Source organism: Phenylobacterium sp. (assembly GCF_016124325.1).
Classification (GTDB): Bacteria; Pseudomonadota; Alphaproteobacteria; order Caulobacterales; family Caulobacteraceae; genus Phenylobacterium.
Map to the genome: position 1 here is coordinate 145,940 of NZ_WGNY01000008.1, position 25,799 is coordinate 171,738.

Genomic DNA, 25,799 nt, shown 5'->3' on the forward strand with positions numbered 1-25,799 from the left:
CCATTTGGTCAAATCGCAGTCCGCGCGGCGCGACGGAGCTTGGCCGCTTGCGTTTCTGACTTTTTAGTTCAATACTGACGTTATCGTCATTTATAGGCCGTCATGACCCCGCTCCCCGCACCGCGCATGGACAGACGCCGGGTCCGCACCCGCGCCGCGCTGCTGCGCGCAGGACAGGCGCTGTTCGCCGACCGCTCGGTGGACGGCGTTTCGATCGACGACATCGTCGCGGCGGCCGACGTCGCCAAGGGCAGTTTCTACAACCACTTCCCCGACAAGGAGGCCCTGGCCCAGGCGCTGGCCGACGAGGTCCGCAAGGGTGTCGAGGCCTTCGTTGCGGAGGTGACCGACGGCGTCGCCGATCCGGCCGAGCGCATCGCCCGCTCGCTCTGCGGCTTCGCCCGCCTGGCGCTGGAGAATCCGCCGGGCGTGCGGCTGCAGAACCGCCTGTTCCACGGCGCGGCCATCCCCGACCTGCCCATGAACCGCGGCGTCCGGGCCGACATCCGCGCCGGCCTCGACGCGGGCCAGTTCGTGGGCGTCTCGCTCGAAGCCGGCGTGCTGATGGCCGTGGGCCTCGTGCAGATCGCGGTGGCCCGCGTGCTGAACCACGACACCCCCGCCGAGGCCGCCGCCCTGTCGCGCGACCTCGCGTTCGGGCTGCTGCGGGGCCTCGGCCTCGACGCCGCCTCCGCCCGGGCGACGGCCGCCAAGGCCGCCGCCGCGATCTTCGCCGGACATCCCTCCGCCGCCTGACCCCATCCCAGGAACCCCGACCATGCGCATCACCAAGGTCGTCATCACGATCTACGCCCTGCTGTTCGCCCTCCTCGGCGTCGGCTTCTGGGTCGCGCCCGAACTGCTCGCCGCGCGCTTCAACATCGTGGCCTTGGGCGTCCCCGGCTTCTCCACTCTGCGCGGCGACATGGGCGGCATGTTCTTCGCCCTGTCGGCGCTTTGCCTCGTCGGGCTGTGGACCGGCCGGCGCGCGCCGCTGATGGCTGCGGCCCTGGCCCTGTCGGCGGTCATCGTGGGCCGCCTGCTCGGCTGGGCGGTGACCGGCTCGCCCGCGGGCCTCGCGGCCAACCTGCCTATCGAGATCGGCGCCGTCGTGGTCCTGGCGCTGCATGTGCGCGGCCAGAAGGACCCGCCGGCCGAACCGGTTCCGACCGGCCGCATCGCCCGCAACGCCGCCATCTGGGCGGGGGGCGCCGCGGCGGTCGCGGCGGTGATGGCCCTCGCCCTGCACAGCCCCGCGATCCAGGACCGGATGTTCGCCGCGTTCGTCCGTCAGAACGTGGGCCGCGACAACTCGGCCCTGCTGGGCGACGACGCCCTGCGCGTGGCCACCTGCGGCACCTCGGCGCCGCTCCCCAGCCTCGCCCGCGCCAAGGCCTGCGTGGCGGTGATGGCCGGCGGCAAGATCTACATCGTCGACTCAGGCCCGGAGTCGACCAAGAACCTCATGCTCTGGGGCCTGCCGCTCGACCGCGTGGCCGGCGTGATGATCACCCACTTCCACTCCGACCACATCGGCGACCTGGGCGAGCTGAACCTGCAGACCTGGGTGCCCGGCCGGCCCGCGCCGCTGGCCGTCTACGGCGGGCCGGGGATCGAACAGGTGGTGGCCGGCTTCAACGAGGCCTACACGCTCGACGAGGGCTATCGCACGGCCCACCACACCGCCGAACTCATGCCGCCGGCGACGGCGCAGATGATCGCCCACACCGTGACCATGCCCGAGGTCCCCGGCCCCGGCGGCGTCCGCTCGACCGTGGTGCTGGACGATGGCTCGATGAAGGTCACGGCCATCGAGACCAACCACGCCCCGGCGCGCCCGGCCTACGCCTACCGCTTCGACTTCAAGGGCCGCTCGGCGGTGATAACGGGCGACACGACCAATTATGCGCCGCTGGCCGTGGCCTCTAGCGGGACCGACATCCTGGTTTCGGAGGCGCTGAACCGCGAGATGATCCGCACGCTGGAACAGTCGGCCCGCGAGAAGAACCGGCCGCGCGTCGCGCACATCATGCGCGACATCCAGAGCTACCACATCTCGCCGACCGAGGCGGCCGACATGGCCAACAAGGCCGGCGCGCGCCTGCTGGTGCTCTACCATCTGCTGCCGGCGCCGGATAACGGCATCGCCAAGGAGATCTTCGCCCGCGGCCTCGACAGCGCCCGGCATGGCGGCAAGTGGGACCTGGCCGACGACGGCAGCCTCTACACCCTGCCTGTCGGCTCCACGGCCTTCGAGATCGGCCGCGTCCCCCAATAGGCGCGGCCGGCGGGGCTGGTCAGAGCAGCCCCAGGGCCTCCCACATGGCCATGGCCAGGCCCAGGCCGCGCACGTCGCCCTGCGTCGTGCCGGCCATCTTGTTCATGGCGTAGCCGAAGCTGGTGCGGGCATCCATGTCGATGATGGCCAGCGAGCCGCCGTAACCGCCCCAGTAGATGGTGTTGGGGTTGGGCAGGGGCAGCAGGCCGCCCGACAGCCCGAAGCCCATGCCGTAGCGCGCCGGCGTTCCCAGGATCAGGTCCTGGCCCTCGATCTGCAGCTCCAGCGCCTTGCGGCAGCCGGCCTCCGACAGGAAGCGCTTGCCCTTGGCCACCCCGCCGTTGGCCAGGATGGCGTGGACCTCGGCGATGCCGCGGGCGTTGGCCGTGCCGCCGGCCGCGGGAATCTCGGCGCCCCGCCAGGCCCGGGTGCGCGTTGCCAGCACGTCGACACCCGGGTTGTTGGACATGTTGGCCTGGATCTCGGTCTGGCCCCCACCCTCGCCGATGGCGGCCCCCGGCGGCGGCGGGATCAGGTCGGCGACCCGGCCGTCTTCCGAGGCCGGCAGGCCGATCCAGAAGTCGGCGCCCAGCGGCTCGGCGATCTCCTCGCGGAACACCGTGCCCACCGTGCGCCCGGTGATCCGGCGGATCACCTCGCCCACCAGATAGCCCTGGGTGATGGCGTGGTAGCCCGGTGCGGTCCCCGGCTCCCAGAACGGCGCCTGGGCGGCCAGCAGGCTGACGCACTTGTCCCAGTCGTAGAGGTCGTCCTTGGAGATCTTCTCCTTCCAGCCCGACAGCCCCGACGCGTGGCTCATCAGGTGGCTGACCTTCACGCGGTCCTTCCCGTTCGCCGCGAACTCGGGCCAGTACTTCGCCACCGGCGCGTCGAAATCGAGGTCGCCACGGTCGGCGATCATCAGCGCGGTCAGCGCCGTCACCGTCTTGGTCGTCGAATAGACGTTGATGATCGTGTCGCGGGTCCAGGGCCGGGTCTTGGCCTCGTCGGCGAAGCCGCCCCAGAGGTCGACGACGATCTCGCCCTCCACCGTGGCGCAGAACGCCGCGCCCACGTCGGCGCCATTGTCGAGGTTGCCCTCGAAGGTCGTGCGCACGCCCGCGTAGCGGTCGTGGACGTGTCCCTGCACGGATCCGTCGGCCATGTCGTTTCCCCCTATGCCGGTATCAGGCCCTGTAGCCTGGCGGCGGTTTCCCTCACCCGTTCCGGCCCGCCCAGCAACTGGCGGTTCTGGCCGATGCGCTTGAACCAGTAGTGCAGCCCCAGCAGGTCCGTCATCCCGATCCCGCCGTGCACCTCGGTCGCCGTGCGCGCCACGAAGCGGCCGATCTCCGACAGGTGCGCCTTGGCGTGGGCCGCCATCAGCGGCGCCTCGTCGGGCGCGTGGTCGAAGGCGTAGGCGGCGTACCAGACCAGTGCGCGCGCCGGCTCCAGCTCGGCGGCCATCTCCGCGCACAGGTGCTTGACCGCCTGGAAGCTGCCGATGGTGCGGCCGAACTGCTTGCGCTCCTTGGCGTAGGCCACGGCCTTGTCCAGCATCGCCTGGGCCGCGCCGAGCGTGTCGGCCGCCAGCATCACCCAGGCCGCGTCGCGCAGCCGCTCAAGCGCCTGGTTCGAGGCCAGGGCTTCGGCCGGTGTGTCGCGGAAGGTCAGCTCGCCCAGCCGCCGGGTCGCGTCGATGCTGGGCATGATCTCGGCGGTTTCGGCCGCCGCCGCCAGGTGCAGCGCGCCCTTGCGGTCGGCCACCACGATCAGGTCGGCGCCCGGGGCGTCCAGGGCGAACAGCGACTTGCCGGTCAGCCGGCCGCCGTCCGCGCTTACGCCCGCCCCCTCGCGCGCGCCGGCGATGGGCTCGGAGATCGCCGCCCCCGCCACCGCCTCGCCGGACGCCAGCTTCGGCAGCCAGCGCGACCGCTGCTCGTCCGACCCGGCCAGCGTCAGCGCCAGCGGCGCCAGCACCGCCGAGCCCAGGAATGGCGTCGGCGCCACCACGCGACCCAGCGCCTCGGCCGCCAGCGCCGCCTCCAGCAGCCCCAGGCCCAGGCCGCCATGCTCCTCGGGAACCATCAGGCCCGGCAGGCCCAGCTCGGCCAGGCCCGCCCAGATGTCCGGGGCGGAACAGGCGTCGGAATCGGCGAACCGCCGCACCCGGTCCAGCGGCGAAAGGTCGGCCAGGGCCTTGTTCAGGCTGTCCTGCAGCAGGGTCTGGTCTTCGGAGAGCGCGAACCGCATTCAGGCCTCCACCGCCTTGGGCTCGCGCGGCATGCCGAGGCCCCGCTCCGAGATGATGTTCTTCTGGATCTGGGCGGTGCCGCCGCCGATGATCAGCCCCAGGTCGAACATGTAGTTCCGCTGCCAGTTCCCCTTGGCCCGCAGGTGCGGCCCGTCGTGGTAGAGGATGCCCAGTTCGCCCAGGGCGTCGATGGCCAGCGCCGCCACCTGGTGGTTCAGCTCGCAGCCCTGCAGCTTGACGATCATCCGCGCCAGGCCGGCCGTCTCGTCGGTCATGGTGCGCAGGCCGTTGAACTTCATCGAGAAGACCCGCGCCTGGAGCTGCATCAGCCGGTCGCGGAAGACCGGATTGTCGATGATCCGCTGGCCGTCGACCGTCTCGCTCGCCATCAACTCGATCAGGGCCTTCAGCCGCGCCTCGGTGGCGTTGGGATCGCCCAGCATCCCGCGTTCGTGCTTCAGCGTCGTGTTGGCGACGAACCAGCCGCGGCCGCGCCCGCCCACCACATTGGCCTTGGGCACGCGCACATCGGTGAAGAACACCTCGTTGAACTCCGCGTGGCCGGTCATGGTCTTCAGCGGCCGCACCTCGATCCCCGGCGTATCCATCGGGAAGAGGATGTAGCTGATGCCCTCGTGCTTCGGCTTGTCGGGCTCGGTGCGCACCAGGCAGAACATCATCTGCGCCTGGGCCGCGGTGCTGGTCCAGATTTTCGACCCCGAGATCAGGAAGTCGTCGCCGTCCTCCACCGCGCGGGTCTGCAGGCTCGCCAGGTCCGACCCGGCGCCGGGTTCGGAATAGCCCTGGCACCAGAGGATGTCGCCATTGAGCGTCGGCGGGATCCAGCGCGTCTTCTGTTCCTCCGAGCCCACCTCCAGCAGGGTCGGGACCAGCATCGAGATCCCCTGCCCGGCCATGCCGCGCGGGGCGTTGGCGTCGATGAAGGCCTCGGCGATGATCCGCGACTTCAGGATGTCGGGCTCGGCGCCATAGCCGCCATAGGCCTTGGGGATCGTGCGCGCCGCATAGCCGTTGGCGATCAGCAGCTTCTGCCACGCCTTGGGGTCCTTCGGCGCGCCGGCCTCGTACTCGTCCGCGTGCGCCGCCAGGAAGCCCCGCACCTCCTCGCGGAAGGCCGCCAGTTCAGGCGTGAGCGTCAGGTCCATGGCCCGCCCCGTCTCGCTTCTCGTTTCCTCATATGGCAGTGCATCGCCTTTCGACCGCCGAAGCAACGGCGCCGCGACGTAAGCCGCGCGCCCGAAGGAGACGCCGATGAACAAGCTCTGGCCGGCCGCCGCAGCCGCGCTCTGCCTCTCCGCCTGCGCCCAGCCCGGCTCGGACGATCCCCTCGCCGGCTTTGGGCCGAACCCGAGGCTGCCGGCGCCCCGGCACAGCCTCATCCCCATGGTCGGGATTCCGAAGGTGGTCGGCTGGACGCGCGACGCCGCCCCGCGCGCGCCGGCGGGCTTCACGGTGACCCGCTTCGCCCAGGGCCTCGACCACGCGCGCTGGCTCTACGTCCTGCCGAACGGCGACGTGCTGGCGTCTGAATCCGCCTCCGAACCCAGCGAGGCCGACGTCAACAGCCAGGGGATCAAGGGCTTCTTCGCCAAGATGCTGATGAAGAACGTCGGCTCCGCCCGGAAGAGCCCGGACAAGATCGTCCTGCTGCGCGACACCGACGGCGACGGCGTGGCCGAGACCAGCGCTATCTTCGCCCACGAGGGCCTGCACCAGCCCTTCGGCATGACCCTGGTGGGCGGCAAGCTCTACGTCGCCAACTCCGACGGCGTGGTCGCCTTCGACTATGTGGACGGCCAGACCCAGGCCTCCGGCCCGCCCGTCAAGGTGTTCGACCTGCCCGGCGGGCCGATCAACCACCACTGGACCAAGAACGTCGTGGCCAGCCCCGACGGGACCAAGCTCTACGCCACGGTCGGCTCCAACTCGAACATCGGCGAGAACGGCATGGAAGCCGAGACCGGACGCGCCGCCATCTGGGTCTACGACATCGCCTCGGGCCAGGCGCGGGTCTTCGCCAGCGGCATCCGCAACCCCAACGGCATCGATTTCGAGCCGACGACCGGCGCGATGTGGACGGTCTCCAACGAGCGCGACGAGATCGGCCCCGACCTGCCGCCCGACTATCTCACCAGCGTCAGGGACGGCGGCTTCTACGGCTGGCCCTACAGCTACTGGGGCAAGCACGTGGACGACCGCGTGAAGCCGCAGAAGCCCGACCTCGTGGCCAAGGCCATCGCGCCCGACTACGGCGTGGGCGCCCACACCGCCGCCCTGGGCCTGACCTTCTACAGGGCCGACGCCTTCCCCGCTCACTACCGGGGCGGCGCCTTCATCGGCCAGCACGGCTCGTGGAACCGCCAGCCGCTCAACGGCTACCGGGTGGTCTTCGTACCCTTCGCCGATGGCAAGCCGCAGACGCCGGCCGAGGTGTTCCTCACCGGCTTTCTGAACGCGGAAGACGAAATCCAGGGCCGCCCGGTCGGCGTGGTCGTCGACAGGTCGGGCGCCCTGCTGGTGGCCGACGACGTGGGCGGGATCGTCTGGCGCGTCGCGCCGGCCAAGCCCGCCCCGTCCGAGGGGCCTAGCCCATCTTGAAGACGCAGATCTTGTTGCCGTCGAGATCGCGGAAATAGGCCCCGTAGAAGTTGTCGGTGCGCGCGCCCGGCGCGCCTTCGTCGGCGCCGCCGGCGGCCAGGGCCGCGGCGTGCGCGGCGTCGACGGCTTCCTTGGTCGCGGCCGGGAAGCCGAACATGCTGCCGTTGCCGCACGAGGCGGTCTTCTCGTCGTAGGGCTTGCACACGGCGACCATGCCCGGCGCGGCCTTGCTGCCGTAGAACTGCATGCGGTCGCCCATGGCGAAGGTGCGCTGGCCGCCCAGGGCGGCGAACACGGCGTCGTAGAACTTGGTGGCGTTGTCGAGGTTGTTGGTGCCGATGGTGGCGTAGCCGATCATGGGTATCCCCTTCCGATGGGACGGAAGGTCTAGCCGATGACCTGCGCGGAAGCGCAAGCGGAGACCGCGCGATCGCGACGATCTCCGCTCACAGCGCCGACGATCAGCGGTAGCGCCAGACCAGCCCCACGCCCACCATCCGCGGCGCCCCGGCGATGAACGTCGGCAGGCCCAGGCTGTCGCCCGTGTTGCCCGCGTCGATGATGTAGTCCTCGCCCGTCAGGTTGGTGGCGAAGGCCTCGAACGTCAGCGGCATCGCCTCGGGCGTCCACGACACGCGCAGGTTCAAGAGGCCGTAGGCCTTCTGGACCTCGTCCTGGATGTTGTCGGCCACGAACACGTTCGGCGGCTGCTGGAAGGCGGCGCGGTCGTTGCTGTCGTCGAAATAGACCTTGGACTGCCACACGTAGCTCGGCCGCACGTCGACCTCGCCGCCCAGCAGGGCGAACCGCCACGACGCCGCCAGGGAAAGCGTGTGGTCGGGCGACAGCCGCAGGCGATTGCCGTCATAGGCGCCGCCGTCGAACCGGGCGTGGTTGAAGGCGTAGGTCGCATAGAGGTTGAGCCCCTCCGCCGCGGCCAGGTCGAGCTGGCCTTCGAAGCCGTAGGCCTTGGCCTTGCCGGCGTTGGTGGTCACGAACAGCGTCCCCCGCTGCTCGACGGTCTGGAAGTTGTCGTAGTCGTAGCGGTAGACGGCCGTGTCGACCCGCAGCCGCCGCTCGAACAGCGCCAGCTTGGCGCCGGCCTCGTAGCTGTCGACCGTCTCGGCCTTCACCGTGCTGAACCTGGCGGCCGCGCCGGGCGTCGACGGCCCGGCCGTCGCCAGCACTTCGGGCCGCCGGCCGCGCGCCACCGAGGCGTAGAGGTTGGCGTCGGGCGAGACGGCGTAGCGGGCCACCGCGCGCCAGGTGATCCCGTCGTCCTTCAGCGACTGGGACGAGGTCTGGCCGTTGCCGGTCGTCGGCTGGAACGTAAGGCCGAACAGCGGCAGCTGGCTTTCCGGGATCGCCTGGACGATCGGCAGTTGCAGGGCGCCGATGATCGCCTGGGCCTGGGCGAGGCTCTGCGCCGTCCCGGTCGCGGCGAGCTGGGCCGCGCCGAGGGCTCCGCCCAGCACGCTGCGCCCGCCGACGACGCGCGAGCTGAACCCCGTGGTCTTGTCGTCGCGGGTGTAGCGAACGCCCGCCGACAGCTCGAGCTTCTCGGTCACGCTGATCGTGGCGTCGGCGAACAGGTCGTACGAGTCCAGGTCGCTGGTGTCGGTGGCCTCCTCGACGTGGTTCGAGCGCAGGTTGGCGGCGATGGCCGCGGCCTGGGCCGGTGTCAGCAGCAGCTTTCCGCCGCTCAGCTGGCCGACCAGCCCCTGCAGCAGGGCGCCGGTGAACGCGCGGTTGTCGAACAGCGCCGCGGGGGCCGGCGTCGTGGCCGGCAGGCCCGTGCCCGCGGCCGAACCGCTGAGCTGGCCCGTCACCACCGCCAGCGCCATCCGTTCGTCGAACTGGAGCGGGACGCGGTGATGGTCCCTGGCCGAGAACAGGTCGCCGCCGATGAAGCCCTTCACCCGGCCGCCGTTGTCGAAGGTGATCCGCAGCTCCTGGCTCCACTGGTCGCCGTCGCCGTCGTTGAGCCCGGTCAGGATCGGCAGCGACAGGCCGTCGGGATCGAAGACCTCCTTGCTGGCGTAGTCCCGCCAGGCGGTGATCGAATCCACGCTGACGGCGTCCGACAGCCTGTACGAGACCAGGCCGGTGGCGCCGCGCACCTTGCGGTCGACGCCGAGCTTCATCCCGCCCTGGAAGTTGGCCGGCGCGGCCAGCGCCGCGGGGCTCTGCGGCGAGCGGTCGGCCAGCACCTGGCCGGTCGCCGGGTCGGTCGGGGAATAGCCGCCGGCCTTGAACGCCGTGCCGCTCGGATGGTCCTCCTGGTAGTTGAAGATCAGGTCGGCGGTGAACCGGTCGGTCGGCTCCCAGCGGATGGCGGCCCGCGCCGCGCCGCTGTCCACCGACTGGAAGTCCTCGCCGCCGAGCGCGTTCTTCACATAGCCGTCGCGCGTCCGGTAGCGGCCGGCGAACCGCACGGCGAGCTGGTCGCCCATCGGCATGTTCACCGCGCCTTCCATGAGCCTGTAGCTGTAGTCGCCGAGCTCGCCCCGGGCATAAGCGTCCACGCCCGCCGTCGAGGCCTTCTTCTCGATCAGGTTGACCCCGCCGATCAGAGCGCCGCGGCCGAACAGCGTCGACTGCGGCCCCTTGGCCACCTCCACGCGCTCCAGGTCGAACAGCTCGACGTACGAGCCCTGGGCCTTGGAGATCGAAACGCCGTCCTGGAACACCGAGACGCGCGCCTCGGCGAAGGCGTCGGTGGAGTCCGAGGTGATGCCGCGCATCACGAAGCCGGGGTTGTTCGGCGACTGGTCCTGCACCTTGAAGCCCGGCGTGAATTGCGACAGGCCCGCGAAGTCCTGCACGCCCAGGGCCTCGAGGCGGTCCGAGCCATAGGCCGTCAGCGACATCGGCACGTCGATGGCCTGCTGCTGCTGCTTCTGGGCGGTGACGACGATCTCCTGGATCGCCGGGGCCTCCTCGGCGGCGGCCGCTCCGCAAACGCCGGCCAAAGCCACACTGCTCGCCGCGGCCGCCAGCCGCGCACGTGAAATGGTCATCGTCTATCCCTACGCAAAGCGCGTTGGGGCCGCCCTAGCGTGGCTGCACGACGGATCGATGACGAACGGCGTTCGACTCGAGCCGATGCGTTATCGGCGATCACAAGTGAGGCGCCCGTGCATCGCTTTCCCTTACGCAGCAAGGGATTCCGGCGCTTCGGCCGGCCTCAGCCGAAGGTCTTGCGCAGGCGCAGGGTGACGCTGCCCTTGAACTCCAGGTCGCGCTCGTCGACGTAGTCCAGCCGACCCAGGCTGCGCGGGCCGATGTAGACCTCGCGGATGCGCCGGGCGTCGCGCATCGTCACCCCGTTCAGCTCCAGCCGCACCGAGGTGTCGGGCCGCGGCTTGATCTCGCCGTAGACCACCACCCAGGTGGAGTACTTCTTGGTCTCGACCTCAGAGAGCCGGAAATAGCGTTCGCGGTACTGGCCGATCACGTCGACGCCCCAGGTGGCGTTCCAGTCGGGCAGGTCCTGGCTGTAGTGCGCCTCCCAGTCGACCGGGTGCTGGCCCGAAATCTCCCGTTTCTGGCCCGTGATCGGGTCGGTGACCTTGGTGTCGCGCCACGTGGATTGCAGCTTGAGCTGGCCCGAGCGCACGCCCAGCCGGTCCAGCGGCAGGGTCACGCTGGCCTGCACCTCGCGCTTGGTCCCCTTGCCGATGTTGTCGGGCCGATCGGCGGCCGCCTGGCCGGTGACCGGATCGCGGATGATCGCGCCCGTCGCGTCGCGCGCCGGGCCACGGTCGACGGTGTCGGTGATATCGTAGTGGCGCACCGTGATCAGCGCCGCGCCGCCGTCCCAGAACCGCCGCTCGTAGGCGGCCTCGTACACCCACGCCTGCTGCGGCGTCAGGTCCGGGTTGCCGGCCACCACCGTCCCGGTCGAAGCCACGTTCGGCGAGGCGACGAAGTCGTCGAAGTTCAGCTGGCCCACCTCGCGCTCGACCCGCACGCGCAGCTGGCTCTTCGCGTCCGGCGACCAGGTCAGCGCCGCCCGCGGCTTCAGGAAGTGCAGCGACTTGCGCAGCGCCACATCGCCGTCCGACGTGACGCGTGAGGCTTCCTGGCGGGCGCCGGCCTCCAGCGTCAGGGTCGGCGCAGGCCGCCACGTGGCGCGCGCGAAGCCCTCGCCGCGCAACTCCTCCACGGTGACATTGGCGGCGGGCACGGCGATCGCGACGCCGTTGACGTTCAGCTCGGTCTCGCTGTCGAGGTGGTTGAACGCCCCCTCGACGCCGGCCTCGATGGTCAGGCCGGGCAGGCCGCGGGCGCGCAGCTCCACCCGCCCCGTGCTCTCCGTCGACTTGCGGTCCAGGGCGAAGTCGCGCGCCAGGCCCGGCGCCTCGAAGTGGACGTCGGTCTGCAGGTGGCTGAACTGCTGGAAGGCGGTGGTCTCCAGGTCGACCCCGCCGCCCAGCGGCCGGCTGAACCGCCCGCCCAGCTCCAGCTGCTTCTTCCGGTTGTCGTCGAACTCGTATTCCAGGCCCGAGCGGCTGCGGTAGTGGTCGTAGAGCTCCACGGTTCCGGGATTGATGATCAGCGCGCCGTTGACGTGCGCCTGGCCGCCGAACAGCGGCGTCTCGTAGGCCGCCGTGGTGTTGATCCGCGTGCCCCAGCTCTCGGTTCCGATCTTGGAGGCCAGGCGCACTGAGCCGTCGGCGTTGTAGCGGATGCGCGGCCCGTCGCCGTATTCGGTGTTGGTCAGGATGCCGGTCCCCAGCACCTGGCTGAATTCGGCCGCCCGGCCGCCCGGCCAGCGCCACTGTCCCTCGAACCGGACGCCCGGCAGGACCAGGCCGTTGTAGGCGGCGATCAGGCTGGGCGAGAACGCGCCGTGGAACCCGGCCGTCTGCTTGCGCACGACATTGGCCAGGATGGTGCGGCCTTCCATGTCGATGCCGGGCGCGCCGCCACGGATCAGCTCGATGCGCTCGACCGAGCCGGCCGGGATGCGCTTGAGGATCTCGTCCAGCCCGTCGTTCTTGGCCACGGGCGGCTGGCCGTCGATCAACACATTGCCGCCCGATCCCGCCAGGCCGCGGACGGCGACGCCCTTGTCGAAGGTGAAGCCCGGGACGCGCAGCACCATGTCGTAGGCGCTGGTCGGCCGCGAGTCGGCGAAGAAGGCCGGCGGATAGGCGATCACGCCGCGGCCGGCCTCGTCCGGCGCGGCTTCGACCGGCGGCGCAGGTTCCTGAGCGGCGGCCGGCGCGACCGCCGCGGCGATGAACAGCCATGGGCCCATCTTCGGGGTCCCCTCCCTGGCCGTCACCTTCGCGCGCTTCGCGCCGACAAGCTACCAGCGTTCACTTACCGCTGAAATTTCGAAGAAGCGGTGCGGCATCGGCGTAACAGGCGCCGCTACGATACGCCTGCCGCCTAGGTGCGGTTCGTCACCGGGATCAGGGCGCCCGTCACCGCCCCGGCCGCCTCGCTCGCCAGGAACAGCATCACCGCGGCGAGGTCGCCGGGCGCGACCCAGGCCGAGAAATCGGCGTCCGGCATATCCTTGCGGTTGGTCGGCGTGTCGATGATCGACGGCAGCACGGCGTTCACCGTCACCCCGTCGCCCTTCAGCTCCTCGGCCAGCGCCTGGGTCAGGCTGTGGACCCCGGCCTTGGCGGCGGCGTAGGCGCCCATGCCCAGTCCCGCCTTCAGCGCCGCGGCCGACCCGACGCTGACGATCCGGGCCGCGGCGCTGCGCTTCAGGTGCGGGATGGCCGAGCGGCTGGCGTTGGCCGCGGTCAGCACGTTCAGCCGGTACATGGCCGGCCAGCTCTCCCACGACCCGGCCTGCAGCGTCTCCCAGGTGAAGCCGCCGGCGATGTTCAGCAGGGCGTCGATCCCGCCGAACCGGTCGGCGGTGGCGTCGATGGCCGCGCCCGTCTGGTTGGCGTCGGTCAGGTCGACGCCGGCCAGCACCAGCACGTCCGGCCCCGAGGGCAGGCCCGCCGGCGCGTCCTTGGCGAAGTCGATCAGCGCCAGCCGCGCGCCCTGCCCGGCCGCCGCCCTCGCCACGGCCTGGCCCAGCACCCCGAAGGCGCCCGTGATGGCGATGACCCGCGCGCTCATTCCGAACCCCTTGAATCGTCATGGCCGGGCTTGTCCCGGCCATCCATAAGCACCGCAATTCGGGGGCGACCCGCAAGCGGCGGCGTATCTGGATCCCCCGGACGAGCCGGGGGATGACGGTCAGACGAGCGCTACAGCCGTTCCACGATCGTGACGTTGGCCATGCCGCCGCCTTCGCACATGGTCTGCAGGCCGTACTTCTTGCCGCGGTTCTTCAGCGCGTACAGCAGGGTGGTCATCAGCTTGGTGCCCGAGGCGCCCAGCGGGTGGCCCAGCGCGATGGCGCCGCCGTTGACGTTCAGGCGTTCCGGATCGGCGCCCGTCTTCTGCAGCCACGCCACCGGCACCGAGGCGAAGGCCTCGTTGACCTCGAACAGGTCGATGTCGTCGATCGACAGGCCGGTCTTCTTCAGCGCCCGCTCCGTCGCCGGGATCGGGGCCTCCAGCATGATCACCGGGTCGTGGCCCAGCAGCGACAGGTGGTGGATCCGCGCCAGCGGCGTCAGGTTGTGCTCCTTCAGCGCCTTCTCCGACACGATCATCACGCCCGAGGCGCCGTCGCAGATCTGGCTCGACGTGGCCGCCGTGATCCGGCCGCCCTCGCGCAGCAGCTTCACGCCGCGCATGCCGTCGAGGCTGACATCGTAGCGGATGCCCTCGTCGCTATCGTGGCGCACGGTGTTGCCTTCGGCGTCCAGGCCGTCGATGGCCAGGATCTCGTCCTTGAAGGCCCCGCCCTGGGTCGCCGCGATCGCGCGCTGGTGGCTGTGGTAGCCGAACTCGTCCAGCTGGTCCTTCGTCAGGCCGTACTTCTCGGCCATCATCTCGGCGCCCATGAACTGGCTGAACTGGATGTTCGGGTAGCGCTCTTCCTGCTTCGGGCTCTTCGGAACGCCGAAGCCTTCCTTCGCCGCCAGCGTGACCGACAGGCCCATCGGCACGCGGGTCATGCTCTCGACGCCCGAGGCGATCACCACGTCCATGGTGCCGCTCATCACCGCCTGGGCGGCGAACTGCAGCGCCTGTTGCGAGCTGCCGCACTGGCGGTCGACCGAGGTGCCCGGCACGCTTTCCGGCAGCTTGGACGACAGCACCGCGTTGCGCGCGACGTTGGTGGACTGCTCGCCCACCTGCATGACGCAGCCCATGATCACGTCCTCGACCGCCGCCGGATCGACGCCGGCGCGATCCACCAGCTCGTTCAGGACCACGCCACCCAGGTCGGTGGGGTGCCATCCACGCACGCGCCCGCCCTTGCGGCCGCCGGCGGTGCGGGTTGCGGCGACGATATAGGCCTCGGCCATTTGAGTGCTCCGTTGACTCGTCAGTTGCGCCTGGAGAGGCGCTTTCTCCCCCTCTAGCGGGGCGCCGCTGCGTAAGACAACGCGCCTACCCGAAGGCGGCCGCCAGGATCCGTTCCAGCCACGCCTGGTCGATCGCGTCGAACGCCGCGGGCCGGTCGGAATCCACGTCCAGCACGCCGATCAGCCGGTCGTCCGGGCCGGTCACCGGCACGACGATTTCGCTGGCCGAGCGGCTGTCGCAGGCGATGTGGCCGGGAAAGGCGTGGACGTCGTCCACCACCTGGGTCTGGCCGGTCGCCGCGGCCACGCCGCACACCCCGCGCCCGAAGGCGATCCGCAGGCAGCCGAGACTGCCCTGGTACGGGCCCACCACCAGTTCGTCGGCCTTGGCCTCGTCCACCACGTAGAAGCCGGTCCAGAAATAGTGGTCGAAGCTGTTGGCCAGCATCGAGGCGACGGTCGCCATCCGGGCGGTGCGGTTGGGCTCGCCGTCCAGCACCGCGGCGATCTCCTCGGCCACGGCGGCGTAGCGGGCGGCCTTCTCGGCGGGCAGGACGGTCTCGTTGAAGGCTTCGGCCATGGGCGGTCATGTAGCGGGCGCGCGCCGCGCCGGCCAGGGGCGCGCGCTAGGCGCCAGGCGGCGTGGGACGGGCGAACACGTCCTCCACCGTCAGCAGGAGTTCGTCCGAAGAGAACGGCTTGGAGAGGCTGGCGTCGGCGCCCAGGCGCTCGGCGGCCTTGAGGAGGTCCAGCTTGCCGAGGCTGCGCCCCGACATGGCGACGATGGCGACGTCCGGCCACCGGCGCCGCGTCTCCCGGATCAGCTCCACCCCGTCGCCCAAGGGCATCATAATGTCGGTGATCAGCAGATCGGGCATGTCGGCGGGGATATCGCGCAGCGCCTCGTCGGCGCCGGGCGCGCTCCTGACGTCGTAGCCGGCGGCGCTCAGGACACGGGCGAGCACGCCGCGGAGCGCGTCATCGTCGTCGACGATCAGTATGGACCTCGCCATGGGTCATCCCCCGCTGAGGATCGCCATCTGGTTGCTTAGACCCAAGAACGCCACCCGGCCAGTCCAGGCCGACCCAGTTTGGGGGCGCGCGGCCCGACGCGCATCGCCTGATCTCACATGGCCGGCTGGACAAACCATGCGCCGCCGCTTCTTCTGCGCGGCCTGTTCGGCAGTCCGGGGAGAACGCGATGCGGTGGGCGGTGTTGGCGGCGGCGGCGGTTCTGTCGTTGGGAAGCGCGGTGCGGGCCGAAGTTCCCGAATCCCCCGCCGCGACGCTCGGCCCCCGCGACCTGTTCGGGCTGCAGCAGGCCGCCGATCCCCAGGTCCGTCCCGACGGCGGGGCGATCGCCTACGTCCGGGTCAGCAACGACATCATGGCCGACAAGGCGCAGCGCTCGATCTGGCTGGTCGATCCCCGCACGGGCGCCCAGACGCCCCTGGTCGCCGACGGCAAGACCAATTTCGCGCCCCGCTGGTCGCCCGACGGCTCGCGTCTGGCCTATGTGGCCGCCGGCGAGAACGGCGCGCAGCTCTACGTCCGCTGGATCGACGCCGGCCGCTCCGCCCGCATCGCCGACCTGGAGCAGGCGCCCAACGACATCGCCTGGTCGCCCGACGGCAAGACCATCGCCTTCACCATGCTGACGATCGACGAGCCCAAGCCGCTGGCCGCGCCGATGGCCAAGCCGCAGGGCGCCAAGTGGGCCGACCCGCTGAAGATCATCGATCGGGTGACCTATCGCGCCGACGGCGCCGGCCTGCTGAAGCCCGGTTACCGACACCTGTTCGCGGTCGCCGCCGACGGCGGCGCGCCGCGCCAGCTCACCTTCGGCAAGTTCGACGACGCTGGCCCCATCGACTTCACGCCCGACGGCAAGGCGATCCTCTTCGCCACCAACCGGGCTGAGAACTGGGAGCGGGATCCGGGCGAGGCCGAGGTCTACAGCGTCGGCGTGGACGGCGGCCCGATCACGCGCCTGACCCACCGCGTCGGACCCGACTTCGCCCCCGTGGCTTCGCCCGACGGATCGAAGATCGCTTACGTCGGCTACGACGACGCGCGCCACCGCGGCTACGAGAACGTCCAGCTCTACGTGATGGACCGCGACGGCTCGAACCCCCGCTCGCTGACCGCCGGCCTCGACCGCAGCGTCGCCGCCCCGCAGTGGGCCGCCGACAGCAAGAGCCTCTACGTCGCCTACGAGGACCAAGGCCACACCAAGGTCGCCCGCGTCGGCCTCGACGGGAAGGTCGAGACCCTGATCCAGCAGATCGGCGGCGGCGGCCTCGACCGCCCCTACACCGGCGGCGAGTTCTCGATCGCCAAGGGCGGGCTGATCGCCTTCACCGACTCCACGCCCGAGCACCCGGCCGATCTGGCGGTCCTGCGGGGCGGCAAGGTCCAGCGCCTGACCGACCTCAACGCCGGGCTGTTCGCCGGCAAGACCCTGGGCAAGGTCGAGGCGCTGCCGGTCAAGTCGAGCTACGACGGCAAGGCCATCGGCGCCTGGATCGTCACCCCGCCCGGCTTCGACCCGTCGAAGAAATACCCGCTGATCCTCGAGATCCACGGCGGCCCGTTCTCGGCCTACGGCCCGACCTTCTCCACCGACGACCAGCTCTACGCGGCCGCCGGCTATGTGGTGGTCTATTCCAACCCGCGCGGCTCCACGTCCTACGGCGAGGATTTCGCCAACACCATCGACCGCAACTATCCCAGCCACGACTACGACGACCTGATGAGCGTGGTGGACGCGGCCATCGCCAAGGGCTTCGTCGACGACAAGCGGCTCTATGTGACCGGCGGCTCGGGCGGCGGGGTGCTGACCGCCTGGATCGTCGGCAAGACCGACCGCTTCCGCGCGGCGGCCACGCAGAAGCCGGTGATCAACTGGGCCAGCGAGGTGCTGACCACCGACGGCTACGTCTTCATGGGCCCCTACTGGTTCGGCAAGATGCCGTGGGAAGACCCCGAGGCCTACTGGAAGCGTTCGCCGCTCTCGCTGGTGGGCAATGTGAAGACCCCCACCCTCGTGGTCGTCGGCGAAGAGGACAACCGCACCCCGCCGTCCGAGGCCGAGCAGTACTTCGCCGCCCTGCAGTTCCGCGGCGTGCCGACGGCGCTGATCCGCGTTCCGGGCGCCAGCCATGGCGGCATCGCCGCACGTCCGTCCCAGTCGGCGGCCAAGGCGGAGTCCATCGTCGCGTGGTTCGAACGCTTCAAGTGAGGGCCGGCGACTCCGGAGCAGGTGTCAAGTCTCGCGGATCATGGTTTATTCGCCCGGACACGCTCTAGTTCGGGGGAATGTTCAGGATGGCGCGGGAAGCGCCCCACGACGCCCTTCGCGTGGCGACGCGACTGTCGATCGGCTTTGCGCTTGACCTGGTCAAGCTCGGTGGCTTTGGCCGCGATGTGATCGATGGCCTGCTCCTGGCCGCGATCAGTCAGGCGAACGTCGCCCAGATCACCCGGGACCCGGAGCTTCAGCGGCTCTACGCCAGGCTGGACCAGCCGCCGCCCGACGAGCTGCGCCGGCCCGTCAGCATCAACGCCGTCGCCAACTCGCTGCGGATTCCGTTCGAGACGGCGCGGCGGCGCGTGGCCGCGCTCATCGAGATCGGCGCCGTCCAGTCCGTTCCGCGCGGCGTCATCATCCCGACAGCGCCCCTGACTTCGCCGGCCTACAAGGCGGTCGCCGAGGCCTACTATCAGCTGGTCCGGAACCTCTATGTCCGCCTTCGCGGCATCGGGCTGCTCGATGAACTTCCCAAGCCCCGGGTCGGCGGCTTCGATCCCGCGAACCCGCCGGTCCGGCTCGTCCTGCGCCTGTCGTCGAACTACATCCTGCGGTTGGCCGAGCCGATCTCGCTGCACATCGGCGACCTCGTGAGCGGGCTGATCCTGCTTGAGATGTTCCAGGCCAACACCGAGCACCTGCCCGACACGGAAGGCGGCCGCGCGGACGGCGACTGGTCGCCCGACAGCTTCGTGGACGACGCCCATCGGCGGCCGGTTCGCGCGGCCGCCCTCTCCGAGCGTTTAGGAATCCCCCCGGAGACGACTCGTCGCCGGCTGGCGCGGCTGCTGAAGGACGGCAGATGCGAACGAATCGAGGACGGATACGTCGTCACGTCGCGGGTCTTGGCCAAGGAACTGCTGGTCAAGTTCGTTCTGGACAATCAGTCGCAGCTCTACCGCCTGTACGCTGCATTGGCAGATCTTGGGGTCGTGGCCGAGTGGGAACACGAAATACAGTCGTTGCAGGGCGCAGCCTGATCGAAACGAGAACGAGCCATGCCCCCAAAATGGGTAGGCGTCGGTTTTCCAAGGGCGCCACGCTGCCTCAACTTAAGGACGTACCTCGGGGGAGGTTCAGACGTGGAGGCTGCGCCGTCGGGGGGCGGAGCGGCCTCCCAATCAAGAAGTCGAGGACATGATCGGTCCATTGCAACAAGAGTTCGAGGACGCTGCGGGAGAGGCTCCGGCCGCCCGGAATGACGGGCCGCACCCCGTCGACCGCCATGTGGGCCTGCGCATCCGCATGCGACGCAAGGAGATGGGCGTCAGCCAGGAACGGCTCGCCGACGCGCTGGGGATCACGTTCCAGCAGGTGCAGAAGTACGAACGCGGCGCCAACCGCGTGAGCGCATCGAAGCTGTGGGAGATCGCCGCCGCGCTCAAGACGCCGGTGGCCTACTTCTACGACGGCCTGGGCGACCAGGACGCCGTGTCCGCCCAGCGCGAAGCCGCCCAGGAGTTCATGCTTTCGACCGAAGGCGCCGAGCTGATGGCGGCCTTCCCGCGCATCGCCGAAGCCGCCATCCGCCGCAAGATCGTCGAGCTGGTCCGCGTCGTCGCCGACGAGTACTAGCCGGCCACGGCCCTGACGTCGTCGTCGTCGGCCACGGCCGTCGCCGCATCGAGCGCGGCGAACAGGGCTTCTGCTTCGATCGGCTTGGCGACATGGCCGTCCATGCCTGCGGCCATGTATTGCTCGACCTGATGCGACATGGCGTTGGCGGTCAGCGCGACGATGGGCGTGCGCGCCCGTCCGGTGCTGCGCTCGCGCTCGCGAATCCGCGCGGTGGCGTCCAGGCCGTCCATCTCGGGCATCTGGATGTCCATCAGCACCACGTCCCAGGCCTCCCGCGCCCAGGCCTCGACCGCGGCGCGGCCGTTGTCGACCACGGTCGGCTCGACGCCGAACTGGTGCAGCAGGGTCTTCAGGACGAGCTGATTGACGGCGTTGTCCTCCGCGGCGAGCACGCGCAGGGCCACCTGGGGTCGCTCGGGCGCGGCCTCGACGGACCCGACCGGCAGGCCGGCGGCGGGCTTGGCGTCGCCCACCCTGGCCAGGGGGACCCGCAGGGTGAAGCAGGAGCCACGCCCCAGTTCGCTCTCGACGACGATGTCCCCGCCCATCAGGCGGGCCAGCTCGCGGCAGATCGACAGGCCCAGGCCCGTGCCGCCGAAGCGCCGGGTGGTGGATGAATCGAGCTGGTCGAACTTTCCGAACAGGCGGTCGAGGTTCTCGCCCGACACGCCCACCCCGGTGTCCCGCACCGACACGCTCAGCGCCTCGCCGTCGTAGGCGGCCGTCACGCGGATCTCGCCGTGGTCCGTGAACTTCAGGGCGTTGGAGATCAGGTTGTAGAGGATCTGGCGCAGGCGGGTGGGGTCGCCCCGGTAGCGGCCCCGCGCCGGCTCGACGTCGAGCGCGAAGGAGAGGCCCTTCTTGTTGGCCAGGGCGGTGAAGGCCGAATGCGCCCCGCGCGCCACCTCGCCGAGGTCGAACTCGATCGACTCCAGCTCCAGCCGGCCCGCCTCGATCTTCGACAGGTCCAGCACGTCGTTGAGGATCGCCAGCAGGCTCTCGCCCGACTGGTGGATCACGGTCAGCCGCTCGCGCTGCACGGCGCTGAGGCCGTCGGCGGCCATGGCCTGGGCCATGCCCAGCACGCCGTTGAGCGGGGTGCGGATCTCGTGGCTCATGGTGGCCAGGAAGGCGCTCTTGGCGCGGTTGGCCGCCTCGGCCGCCAACTCCTTCTCCTGGGCCCGCGCGCGGGCCTGGCGCAGCGCCCCGCGCGAACGGTCGAGCAGGCGGCGCGCCGAATGCAGGAAGTTGACCATGGCCACCAGCGCCGCGCCCGCCGTGATCAGGGCCGGCGTCGACAGGCCGGAGTCCCAGGCCAGCTTGGCGGCGAGGGCGCCGAGCGTCGCCGCGTAGGGCGTCAGGAACAGGCGGAACTGGTTCAGGTCGGCGTAGTACTGCAGCAGCACATAGGCGCAGCCGATCATCGCCGCGGTCAGGGCGAAGGCCTGGGCGATCGGCTGGCCGGTCAGCCAGAGCGCGCCGATCGGCAGGCACTGCGCGACGGTGGCCGCGAAGCTCGAGGCCGTGCTGAGCCGCCACAGGCGGCTCGCCGCCGGCCCGGGTCCGGCCTTCTCCATCGCCGACACCAGCCGCTGGCTGACGGCGAGCCCGCTCCAGATCGCCGCCAGCCAGGCGATCGACCAGGCCCAGGGCAGATAGCTGGCCATGACGGCCGCCATCGCGAGGCTGGAGATGATCCGCGGAATGAAGTTGCGGGTCGAGGCCGCGAAGAAGGCAAAGCCCGACGGGCCGGAGGACGACGCCTTCGGTTCAGCCTCCCCGACGCTGTCGACCACCCGCGTCAACAGCTCCTCCCCTGATGTTTTTTCCGAACCTAGCGACGCTAAGTTAACCACACGTCAACCGAGCAAGGCCTGCACGCACTGGTCGTGTTCGGCCCCGGTGTCGGAACGAAGCCCGCCGGCGCGTCCTTGGGGCGTAGAGATTTGGAGGAGACGAATGAGACCCCTGGTTCCACTGATCGCGCTGGGCGCGCTCGCCGCCTGTTCGCCGCCGCCGGCGCAGAAGCCCGCCGAACCCGCCGCGAAGGCCGCGCCCGCCCCGCAGGCGCCCTCAACGGCCGACGCCGGCGACTATGTGATGGACCTCTCGCATACCAGCGTGAACTTCCGGCTCTCGCACATCGGCCTGTCGAACTACACCGCGCGCTTCACCCGGATGGACGGCAAGCTCGCCTTCGATCCCGCCAACCCGGCGGCCCAGAGCGTGACCGCGACCATCGACGCCCATTCGCTGCAGACCAACTATCCCGATCCCGCCAAGCTCGACTTCGACGCCCAGGTGGAGAAGCAGTTCCTGGAAGCCGACAAGTTCCCCACCATCACCTTCGCCTCCACGAAGGTGGAGCCCACGGGCCCGCGCACCGCCACCATCACCGGCGACCTCACCCTCCATGGCGTCACCCGTCCGATCACCCTCGAAGCCACCTACAACGGCGGCTACAAGGCCGGGCAGATGGACCCCGCCGGGGCTCGTGTCGGCTTCTCGGCCCACGGCGCCTTCAACCGCTCCGACTTCGGGATCGCCTACGGCCTGCCGGCCCCCGGCACGACGCTCGGCGTCGGCGACCGGATCGACGTGGCCATCGAGACCGAGTTCACCAAGAAGTAGGCGGGCGACCCGCCTCAGGCGCGGCCGGCCAGCCTTCGGGCCAGGGTGGCCGCCGCGCGCAGCGGCGCGGTGATCCGCCAGCTGGTCGAGCTTTCGATGGCGGCGACCCGCTCCAGCGCGGCCTCGACCCTCGCCCGCAGCTCGTCGACGTCGCCGCCGACCGACTCGCTCTCCGGCGGCAGGTCCAGCGACGCGCAGCTGGCCCGGAAGGCCTCGCGCTGCGCCTCCAGGCTCGACCCCTCCGGCAGGCGGCGCAGCGCCAGGAGAAACTCGTGCGAGCCGGCCGGCGTCGGCGCCAGCAGGGCGATCTCGAACGGCAGCAGTCCCAGCCGGCTGCACAGGTCCAGCGCGCCCAGCAGGCTGCGCGGCGTGAAGGCCCAGCAGTGGGCGTCGATGTACTGGCCAGCCTCCTCCATCTCGCGACAGATCGCGAAGGCCGCCCGCGCGCTCGCCGTCAGGCTGGCCTCGTCGACCACGCGGCCGTCCCGGTCGGCGCCGGTGCCCGGGTCGCGATAGTGGTGGCAGAAGTCGAACACCTGCTGCGGCCCCGGCCGTCTCAGCCCGCGCAGATAGGCGTCGACGAATTCCGGGCCGTGGCTGGCGCGCCGCGCCAGGTCGAAGCTGCGCCGCTTGTCCGGCACGACGAAGCCGGCGACGCCGCCGTCCACGAGAACCGCGGCGATCTCGCCCAGCCAGCCGAACAGGTCGGGCACGTGTTCGATGACATGGCTCGACACCACATAGTCGAAGGCGCGCGCGCCGCCGACGCAGTCGAGCAGGCTGCGCTCGCCCCAGATGTGATCGACCTCGACGGCGTCTTCCGCCCGGACCTCGTCGCTGTCGGCGTACGTCCGCAGCACGTCTTCCCGCGAGGCCCGGTCCACATATTCCACCGGCCCCATGTCGCGGCTGATCATCGGCCGGTGGAAGGCGCCGATCTCCAGCCCGCGGCCGCGGGCGACGTCGATCAGGGCGAGAAGGGGTGCGCGGCTCATCAGGGCGTCCGGTGGAACACCCAAGCCTCTATCCGTGCGAACGTGGTCTCGGCAACTCGCGAGCCGCCGGTCAGGGGCGGACCGCGCCGTCCCGTTCGGCCAACTGCCTCTTGGACGCCTCGGTGCCCGGCGGGTGAGTGCCCCGCAGCGACTGCCCCGCCGTCTCCACCATGAACACCAGGGCGATCATGCCGACCACGCACGAGCCCATCATGTAGTAGGCGGGCATCAGGGTGTCCCCGGTCTCCGAGATCAGCCACGAATTCATCGCCGGCGCGGTGCCCCCGAACAGCGAGGTGGCCACGTTGTAGGCGATGGCGAAGCCGGCGAACCTGGCCTGGGTCGGGAACATGGCCGGGAAGGTCGCCGAGATGGTGGCCAGCTGCGGCGCGTAGAGCAGGCCCAGCAGCGCGAAGCCCACGATGGCGCCCGCCAGGCTCACCGACATCAGGTGGTAGAGCGGGATCACCAGCAGGAAGAGCCCGATCAGCGAGATCCACCACATCGGCTTGCGCCCGATCCGGTCCGACAGGGCGCCGGCGAACGGCAGCACCGCCATCATGAACAGCATGCCGATGATGGGCACGGCCAGCGCCTCGCCGGTCGACAGGCCCAGCCGCCGCTCCAGGTAGGTCGGCATGTAGCTGAGCAGGGTATAGTTCACCACGTTGAGCGCCACGACGAGCCCGCTCAGCACCAGGATCTGCTTCCAATAGCGCGCGAACAGCTGGCCCAGGTGCGGGGCGTCTTTCTCCGCGATGTCCTCGGCGTGGTACAGTTCGTTGAAGACCGGCGTGTCCTCGATCCGCGAGCGCAGGTACAGCCCCACGAGGCCCAGGGGCGCCGCCACCAGGAACGGGAGCCGCCAGCCCCAGGCGTGCATCGCCTCGTCGCCCAGCAGGAACGACGCCGAGAGCATCAGGATCGCCCCCAGCGAGAAGCCCGACAGCGTGCCGAACTCCAGGAAACTGCCGAAGAAGCCGCGGCGCTTGTCGGGGGCGTACTCCGACATGAAGGTGGCCGCCCCGCCATACTCCCCGCCGGTGGAGAAGCCCTGGATCATCCGCAGGGCCACGAGCGCCGCCGGCGCCCAGAAGCCGATGTCGTCGTAGCTGGGGATCAGGCCCACGAGGAAGGTGGCCGCGGCCATCAGCAGGATGGTCATGGCCAGGATCGACTTGCGCCCGAACCGGTCGCCCAAGGGGCCCCAGACCATGCCCCCCAGCGGCCGGATCAGGAACGAGACGGCGAAGGTCGCCAGGGCGAACAGCGTCGCCTCCTGGGCTTCGCCGGGGAACAGCGCCTGGGAGATGTAGGTCACGCCATAGGCGTAGATCCCGTAGTCGAACCACTCCGTCGCATTGCCGATCGCCGAGGCCGCCACGGCCCGGCGTAGCGCCGCGGGCGACGCGGCGTGGCGCGTCTGGTCGATCAGGTCGGGCTGGCTGGCGGCCTCGTCAGGACTCATGGGCGCTCCGGTTCAGGTCTCTTCGACGGCGGCCAGGGGATCGAGGGCCGCCGAGACGGGCGTGGTCCGCGGCAGGGCCTGGTAGGGGCCTTGCTGGGCGCTGGGCACCGGCGGCCGCGCCGCCAGCCGCCACAGGCCGAAGCCCAGGGCCGCGACCGCGCAAATGGCGATGAAGGCGAACAGCCCCACGGCCCCGAGCAGCGAAAGCGCCGAGGCGCCGCCCAGCGGGCCGATCGCCGCGCCGGCGGAATAGACCAGCACCAGTCCGCTGGTGGCGCTGACCCGCTCCTCGGGCGCCACATGGTCGTTCGCATGGGCGACGCACAGCGGGTAGAGGGCGAAGCTGAGCCCGCCGAACAGGCCGCCCAGCATCGGAAGTAGCGGGCCCGGCGCGCCCAGCAGCGCCATGGTCCCCGCGACCAGGGCCGCCCCGGCGAAGGCGCCGACGATCACCTTGCGCCGGTCGAGACGGTCCGACAGCCAGCCCAGCGGCCATTGCAGGGCCACGCCGCCCACGATCACCGCGCTCATGAAGCCGGCGGTCGCCGACAGCCCCAGGCCCAGCCTCTGGGCGTAGACCGCGCCCAGGCCGTAGAAGGCGCCCATGATCAGGCCGATCACCGCGGCGCCGACCATGCCCAGCGGCGAGATCGCGTACAGCCGGCCCAGCGACGGCGGTGGAAAGGCCCCCAGCGTCGGGCTGATCGCGCCCGTCAGCGTGATCGGGATGATGGAGAGCGAGATCAGGATCGCGCCGGCGATGAACGGCAGGCCCGGCGAGCCGCGGTCGAATTCCAGCAGGAACTGCCCCGCCGCCTGGCCGGCGTAGAGGGCGATCATGTAGGCCGCCAGCACCAGCCCGCGATCCGCCGCTTCGGCCCGTTCGTTCAGCCAGCTCTCCAGGCAGACGTAGACCCCGGCCACCGAGAAGCCGTTCACGAACCGCAGCACCGACCACAGCGCCACGTCCTGGCGAAGCGCGAAGCTCAGGGTGCTGGCGGTCAGCAGCGCCACGAAGGCGGCGAAGGCGCGGATGTGGCCCACCCGCGCGATCACCCGCCCCGCCTGGAGCGATCCCAGCGTCAGCCCGGCGAAATAGGCCGTCGCCACCAGGCCGATCAGGAGGGCGTCCACGCGCGCGTGCTCCAGCCGCACGCTCACCAGCGTCCCCATGAAGCCGGCCCCCGCCATCAGGATCATGATGGCCATCAGCAGGCTGCGGACGGACCGGACCGCGCTCAGCATGGCGCCTCAACAGCCCTCTCCGCC

Annotated in this window: 21 protein-coding genes; 7 read left to right on the forward strand and 14 right to left on the reverse strand. The window is 70.6% G+C overall.

What is annotated here, in order from left to right; translation table 11 throughout:
• Window positions 1-126 precede the first annotated feature (126 nt).
• Both GC203_RS04220 and GC203_RS04225 read left to right on the forward strand, forming a co-directional pair.
• Window positions 127-756, forward strand: a complete 630-nt coding sequence (locus GC203_RS04220; protein WP_293451654.1) for a TetR/AcrR family transcriptional regulator — start codon at window positions 127-129, stop codon at window positions 754-756.
• A gap of 22 nt (window positions 757-778) precedes the next feature.
• Window positions 779-2,278, forward strand: a complete 1,500-nt coding sequence (locus GC203_RS04225; RefSeq protein WP_293451656.1) for an MBL fold metallo-hydrolase — start codon at window positions 779-781, stop codon at window positions 2,276-2,278.
• 19 nt (window positions 2,279-2,297) lie between these two features.
• Here the strand turns inward: GC203_RS04225 and GC203_RS04230 are convergent, their stop codons facing one another.
• The 3 genes from GC203_RS04230 to GC203_RS04240 are packed head-to-tail and all read right to left on the reverse strand — an operon-like array spanning window position 2,298 to window position 5,698.
• Window positions 2,298-3,443 (reverse strand): serine hydrolase domain-containing protein, encoded by a 1,146-nt coding sequence (locus GC203_RS04230; protein WP_293451658.1) that lies wholly within the window; start codon window positions 3,441-3,443, stop codon window positions 2,298-2,300.
• A gap of 11 nt (window positions 3,444-3,454) precedes the next feature.
• A complete protein-coding gene (locus tag GC203_RS04235; protein WP_293451660.1) occupies window positions 3,455-4,531 on the reverse strand; it encodes an acyl-CoA dehydrogenase family protein in 1,077 nt (358 codons plus the stop codon).
• Window positions 4,532-5,698: an acyl-CoA dehydrogenase family protein gene (locus GC203_RS04240; RefSeq protein WP_293451662.1), complete on the reverse strand. Its 1,167-nt coding sequence runs from the start codon at window positions 5,696-5,698 to the stop codon at window positions 4,532-4,534.
• A 106-nt stretch (window positions 5,699-5,804) separates the two neighbouring features.
• On the opposite strand from GC203_RS04240, the gene GC203_RS04245 reads away from it, so the two are divergent.
• Entirely contained in the window at window positions 5,805-7,151 is a 1,347-nt protein-coding gene (locus GC203_RS04245) for a sorbosone dehydrogenase family protein (RefSeq protein ID WP_293451664.1), read from the forward strand.
• On the opposite strand, the gene GC203_RS04250 is transcribed toward GC203_RS04245, so the two are convergent.
• The 7 genes from GC203_RS04250 to GC203_RS04280 form a co-directional block, all read right to left on the reverse strand.
• A complete protein-coding gene (locus GC203_RS04250) occupies window positions 7,138-7,509 on the reverse strand; it encodes a VOC family protein (RefSeq protein WP_293451666.1) in 372 nt (123 codons plus the stop codon). The two genes, GC203_RS04245 and GC203_RS04250, sit on opposite strands and share 14 nt — an antisense overlap.
• A gap of 103 nt (window positions 7,510-7,612) precedes the next feature.
• Window positions 7,613-10,171, reverse strand: coding sequence for a TonB-dependent receptor (locus tag GC203_RS04255; RefSeq protein WP_293451668.1), 2,559 nt, complete (start codon window positions 10,169-10,171; stop codon window positions 7,613-7,615).
• A gap of 167 nt (window positions 10,172-10,338) precedes the next feature.
• Window positions 10,339-12,417 carry a TonB-dependent receptor gene (locus tag GC203_RS04260; protein WP_293451670.1) on the reverse strand — a complete coding sequence of 693 codons (2,079 nt, stop codon included), beginning with the start codon at window positions 12,415-12,417 and terminating at the stop codon, window positions 10,339-10,341.
• A 134-nt stretch (window positions 12,418-12,551) separates the two neighbouring features.
• On the reverse strand, window positions 12,552-13,244 hold the full coding sequence (locus tag GC203_RS04265; protein WP_293451672.1) for an SDR family NAD(P)-dependent oxidoreductase: 693 nt from the start codon (window positions 13,242-13,244) through the stop codon (window positions 12,552-12,554).
• 131 nt (window positions 13,245-13,375) lie between these two features.
• Window positions 13,376-14,548, reverse strand: a complete 1,173-nt coding sequence (locus GC203_RS04270; RefSeq protein ID WP_293451674.1) for an acetyl-CoA C-acetyltransferase — start codon at window positions 14,546-14,548, stop codon at window positions 13,376-13,378.
• An 85-nt stretch (window positions 14,549-14,633) separates the two neighbouring features.
• Window positions 14,634-15,128: a GAF domain-containing protein gene (locus GC203_RS04275; protein ID WP_293451676.1), complete on the reverse strand. Its 495-nt coding sequence runs from the start codon at window positions 15,126-15,128 to the stop codon at window positions 14,634-14,636.
• A 46-nt stretch (window positions 15,129-15,174) separates the two neighbouring features.
• Window positions 15,175-15,561: a response regulator gene (locus GC203_RS04280; RefSeq protein ID WP_293451678.1), complete on the reverse strand. Its 387-nt coding sequence runs from the start codon at window positions 15,559-15,561 to the stop codon at window positions 15,175-15,177.
• 188 nt (window positions 15,562-15,749) lie between these two features.
• On the opposite strand from GC203_RS04280, the gene GC203_RS04285 reads away from it, so the two are divergent.
• The 3 genes from GC203_RS04285 (at window position 15,750) to GC203_RS04295 (ending at window position 19,433) form a co-directional block, all read left to right on the forward strand.
• Window positions 15,750-17,789, forward strand: a complete 2,040-nt coding sequence (locus GC203_RS04285) for a S9 family peptidase (protein WP_293451680.1) — start codon at window positions 15,750-15,752, stop codon at window positions 17,787-17,789.
• Between the two features lie 77 nt (window positions 17,790-17,866).
• Window positions 17,867-18,838 (forward strand): hypothetical protein, encoded by a 972-nt coding sequence (locus GC203_RS04290; RefSeq protein WP_293451682.1) that lies wholly within the window; start codon window positions 17,867-17,869, stop codon window positions 18,836-18,838.
• A gap of 157 nt (window positions 18,839-18,995) precedes the next feature.
• Window positions 18,996-19,433: a helix-turn-helix transcriptional regulator gene (locus tag GC203_RS04295; RefSeq protein ID WP_293451684.1), complete on the forward strand. Its 438-nt coding sequence runs from the start codon at window positions 18,996-18,998 to the stop codon at window positions 19,431-19,433.
• Here the strand turns inward: GC203_RS04295 and GC203_RS04300 are convergent.
• A complete protein-coding gene (locus GC203_RS04300; RefSeq protein ID WP_293451736.1) occupies window positions 19,430-21,232 on the reverse strand; it encodes an ATP-binding protein in 1,803 nt (600 codons plus the stop codon). The two genes, GC203_RS04295 and GC203_RS04300, sit on opposite strands and share 4 nt — an antisense overlap.
• A gap of 163 nt (window positions 21,233-21,395) precedes the next feature.
• Here GC203_RS04300 and GC203_RS04305 point away from each other — a divergent pair, with 163 nt between their 5' ends.
• Entirely contained in the window at window positions 21,396-22,067 is a 672-nt protein-coding gene (locus GC203_RS04305) for a YceI family protein (RefSeq protein WP_293451686.1), read from the forward strand.
• 14 nt (window positions 22,068-22,081) lie between these two features.
• Here GC203_RS04305 and GC203_RS04310 read toward each other — a convergent pair whose 3' ends face one another.
• The 3 genes from GC203_RS04310 to GC203_RS04320 form a co-directional block, all read right to left on the reverse strand.
• The gene (locus GC203_RS04310) at window positions 22,082-23,062 is read right to left on the reverse strand and encodes a methyltransferase domain-containing protein (protein ID WP_293451688.1); all 981 of its coding nucleotides are present in this window, start codon (window positions 23,060-23,062) and stop codon (window positions 22,082-22,084) included.
• A 70-nt stretch (window positions 23,063-23,132) separates the two neighbouring features.
• Window positions 23,133-24,530: an MFS transporter gene (locus tag GC203_RS04315; RefSeq protein ID WP_293451690.1), complete on the reverse strand. Its 1,398-nt coding sequence runs from the start codon at window positions 24,528-24,530 to the stop codon at window positions 23,133-23,135.
• Between the two features lie 12 nt (window positions 24,531-24,542).
• Complete coding sequence (locus GC203_RS04320) at window positions 24,543-25,775, reverse strand: MFS transporter (protein ID WP_293451692.1); 1,233 nt, start codon at window positions 25,773-25,775, stop codon at window positions 24,543-24,545.
• Window positions 25,776-25,799: the final 24 nt, after the last annotated feature.